The sequence below is a fragment of the Thermosynechococcus sp. OHK43 genome, from assembly GCF_014466085.1.
Lineage (GTDB): Bacteria > Cyanobacteriota > Cyanobacteriia > Thermosynechococcales > Thermosynechococcaceae > Thermosynechococcus.
On record NZ_JACOMP010000098.1, the window covers coordinates 1 to 3,502 of the forward strand.

Here is a 3,502-nt window from a genome sequence, read left to right on the forward strand (position 1 = left end):
CGGAGATAGAGCCGGTCGTCGTGAACGCGAATGTCCCATGGCTGTGAACCGTTGATCGTAATGCCGGCGGTATTCAGTAATTGTACGGCGTAATCACGGGCGAAGCGGTGGAGTATCCGTGATGTGGTTGATGGCGTGGACGATACCGTCGTATGAGAAGCCAGCTCACGTTCCGTCATGTGTTCCTCCTTGTGCATTCTGGATAACATCGGAACCCGCTTCACTTGAAAGGCGGGCACAAAATTCAGGCTGCATTTCCTCAAGCTTCGCCAATTTGAGTGCTGCTCACCAGTCAAGGTAAGCTAACAAACAGAGGATCTTGCTTGGGGTAAAGGACATGGCTGTTGCTGCCGCTATCATTCTCTTGTTGTTGAGTGGCTGGGTCAATGACCATCCCTGGGGATGGCTACTGATTCTCAGTTTGGGGTTGGGCTATTGGTACTGGCGCCGATCGCCCGCTGCGCCAAACGTGGCTTCCCCTCAATCTCCCTTAGATCCCCAATTAATTGAAAAGCAACTGGCAGAGACTCAGAGCCTTTTGCAGGAACTTCCCCCAGAGCGCCAAGCCTCTCTCCAATCGACCCGTCGCCAACTACAACAGCGGTTAGATAACCCAAGGGTTGAGGTGTGTGTCCTTGGGCAGTCGGCCTATGCTGTCAATCAGGTGTACCATGCCGTCGCCACACTACTTAATCGCTGTAGCCTTCAGCAGCAAACCCTGGCCACTGTTCCCCAAGCGGACTTAGTGCTTTTGACGGTAAGGGGTGCCCTCACCGCCAGTGAGTTTGAGATGCTGCGGGTGTTGCAAGCAGGACATTATCACGTGCTTGTGGTGTGGGACCCAGAAACGGTGCAGGAGCGCGATCGCGTGGCCCTGTGTCTAAAACAGCAATTGCGAGATCTCCAGATGCCGGAGGAGCAACTCGTTCCCTTTACAGCGCAGGCCCCTGAATCGTTGACCTCAAGACTCCTACAGTACCTCAGCCAGGAGCAAGCCAACCTTGTCCTAGCCGGTACCTATCGCCGTGCCCAACAACTCCATCAACAGGCACAAGCTGCCCTCAATCGCTATCGCCAAGAACGAGCCACCCCCATCATTGAGCGCTACCAATGGCTGGCGGCAGCGGCAACGGCGGTGAATCCCCTCCCCCTTTTGGATCTCGTTATGGCCGGCGGGCTCTTGGTGCGCCTCACCTGGGACTTAGGCCAAATCTACCAGCGCTCCTTCCGGTTGGCGGATGCTGAACCCCTGGCTAAGGAGCTATTGCGGCTCATGGTGCAATTGGGGGCTGTGGAACTGTCGACCCAGTCCCTAGGGCAGTGGCTCAAGGGCAATTCCCTCACCTATCTGGCGGGGAGTTGTTTGCAGGGGGCAACGGCAGCCTACGTGTTGCGCTTGAGTGGTCTGAGCTTGATTCATTACTTTGAGACTGCTCCCCAAGCGCCATCCCTACCCTTGGTGGCTCGCTTGCAGCAAAGTCTTCGGTGGGCACAGCAACAGGTGGGACGCTCTCCCTTGCAAACCCTAGGACACTCTCTTGGTTTGCCGTCGGCGTAGCCAGTGGCGCAGGAGTTGCCCCGCAAAAAGCACAACAAATGCGGGATTGTTCATCAGATAGCGCTGCCAGAGGCGGCGGGGTTCCTGCAGCAGGCGAAAGAGCCACTCTAAGCCGATCGCCATCATCCAGCGCGGTGCTTGCGCCACAGTGCCACTGTGAAAGTTGAAGGCCGCTCCCACACCCACCAAGACAACGGGCAAAAAAGGGCTTTGGCGAGCCATCCACTCCTCCTGCTTTGGACAACCAAGGCTGATAAAGACCAAATTAGCCCGGCTATCAAGGATGCGCTGGCGATCGCTGGCCTCCTCCTCAGGGGTCAAGGAACGAAAGGGAGGGGCGTAGGCACCCGCCAACTGGAGATTAGGAAAGCGCTGCCGCAGATTCCGCTGTAGCCGCTCTAACACGAGGGGTTCACTACCGTAGAGGAAAATACGCCAGCCTGCCCTTTGAGCGCGATCGCACAGAGCCAGCATCAAATCAGGACCATAGACCCGCTCTGCTTGCGGAAAACCCAACAGCCGTAGGCCCCACACCAAAGGCATGCCGTCAGAAGTCACCAGTTGGGCACCATTGATCACCCGCTGGAAGGGCGATCGCCACACCCCCGTCATGACCACATGGACATTGGCAGCCACCACATAGCCCCCCTGGCCTTGACCAATCCATTCAGCCACGAGATCACAGGCTTGGCTGTAAGTAGTGACATCAATCCGTGTTCCTAAAATGTGTACTGACGGCACGTTGGAGCTACTCCGCATCTTTCACTTGATTCCAGCGTAGGGGAATGATGGCAGAATTAAAGTGAAGATCCGACAATGCAATGCAAATCTCATGTTGCGTCCTGCCGAATGAATCTAGACGAGTGCTATCGCATTCTGGAGCTGTCGCAGGGAGCGTCCTTAGCCCAAGTTAAATCCGCCTATCGCCGGCTAGCACGACGCTATCATCCCGATGTCAACCCCGGCGATCGCACGGCCCATGAGAAGTTTATTCTCCTCCAACAGGCCTATGAAAAACTAGTGCGGGTGCTGCCCGCCCGCCCTATCCCCGTCAAATCAGAACCGCAAACTCGCCCGCCCCAAACACCGCCACCTCTGTCTGCCTTTGACATTGAACTGAAACACGCCAGCTACCGCCAACTTCAGGAATTCCTCAAATATCGCTGCTATCAACGTGCCATCTCCCTTGTGGAAGGGTTGGCCAGGCGACTGCCCCAAGATGCAGAAGTACGGCAGTGGCAAGCCGTCACCTATCAGTGCTGGGCGCGGCAACTCATTCGCGATCGCCAACCCCAAGCGGCACGGGAATACTTGCACCGAGCCCTAAAAGCAGATCCGGATAACCGTAGCCTTTGGCAAGCAGTCGAAAAGGACTTTCGTACCCTTGATCGCCTCTACGGCAAAGCAATCTAAGTCCAATCCTCCTGTTTATTGCTGCCCACCTTGTAAACGCCGCCGCGAGCGTGGATGGCACGGGTACGCTTAAAGAGTTCTTCCTGCGTCAGTTGCCATTTTTCTAGCAGCTCCGCCATTAATTTCTTATTTGTCTCGGCCCCGGGGAAGCCATCGTAGCGAATCAGCAATCGCCCCAATTCCGCTAAGTTGTAATCACTGATGCCCTCTTGCCGCAGACGCTCGAGGACTAACCGATCTTGAGCTTCGCGAGGATGTTGTAGGTTCTGGAAGTTGGTCATTGCAGCCTCCAAGTGACAAGTTCAATGTTTTAACAAATGTTTTAACAGCCAATTCTGCGATAGCGATTCCCTGGCTGCTGCTCTACGCAGCCCATCAGCTCTAGATGGATTAATTCTGCCATGACTACCCCCGTGTCCAAGGACACTCGGTGCACAATGTCATCGAAGGCAACACTATGGCTGCCTTGGCTCAGTTGTTGAATCGCCTCCAAAATCTGTTGCTGCGGTGAGCGATCGCGCATTGGGTGCA

4 protein-coding genes and 1 pseudogene are annotated in these 3,502 nt (G+C 55.5%); 2 read left to right on the top strand and 3 right to left on the bottom strand.

Going from position 1 to position 3,502, the window contains the following annotated elements:
• Positions 1–337 precede the first annotated feature (337 nt).
• Positions 338–1,558, top strand: coding sequence for a YcjF family protein (locus tag H8Q75_RS04135; protein ID WP_024124291.1), 1,221 nt, complete (start codon positions 338–340; stop codon positions 1,556–1,558).
• On the opposite strand, the gene H8Q75_RS04140 is transcribed toward H8Q75_RS04135, so the two are convergent.
• Positions 1,526–2,299 carry a WecB/TagA/CpsF family glycosyltransferase gene (locus H8Q75_RS04140; RefSeq protein WP_255325300.1) on the bottom strand — a complete coding sequence of 258 codons (774 nt, stop codon included), beginning with the start codon at positions 2,297–2,299 and terminating at the stop codon, positions 1,526–1,528. The two genes, H8Q75_RS04135 and H8Q75_RS04140, sit on opposite strands and share 33 nt — an antisense overlap.
• A gap of 108 nt (positions 2,300–2,407) precedes the next feature.
• On the opposite strand from H8Q75_RS04140, the gene H8Q75_RS04145 reads away from it, so the two are divergent.
• Positions 2,408–2,971, top strand: a complete 564-nt coding sequence (locus H8Q75_RS04145) for a J domain-containing protein (protein WP_297040731.1) — start codon at positions 2,408–2,410, stop codon at positions 2,969–2,971.
• On the opposite strand, the gene H8Q75_RS04150 is transcribed toward H8Q75_RS04145, so the two are convergent.
• Together H8Q75_RS04150 and H8Q75_RS04155 are read right to left on the bottom strand one after the other, a co-directional pair.
• Positions 2,968–3,252 carry a DUF3288 family protein gene (locus tag H8Q75_RS04150; protein WP_024124288.1) on the bottom strand — a complete coding sequence of 95 codons (285 nt, stop codon included), beginning with the start codon at positions 3,250–3,252 and terminating at the stop codon, positions 2,968–2,970. The two genes, H8Q75_RS04145 and H8Q75_RS04150, sit on opposite strands and share 4 nt — an antisense overlap.
• Before the next feature lie 41 nt (positions 3,253–3,293).
• A pseudogene (locus H8Q75_RS04155) lies at positions 3,294–3,502 on the bottom strand (hypothetical protein); the annotation flags it as partial.

Coding starts and splice junctions, on each gene's coding strand:
- H8Q75_RS04135 (WP_024124291.1), top strand. CDS start 338: ATGGCTGTTGCTGCCGCTATCATTCTCTTGTTGTTGAGTGGCTGGGTC.
- H8Q75_RS04145 (WP_297040731.1), top strand. CDS start 2,408: ATGAATCTAGACGAGTGCTATCGCATTCTGGAGCTGTCGCAGGGAGCG.
- H8Q75_RS04150 (WP_024124288.1), bottom strand. CDS start 3,252: ATGACCAACTTCCAGAACCTACAACATCCTCGCGAAGCTCAAGATCGG.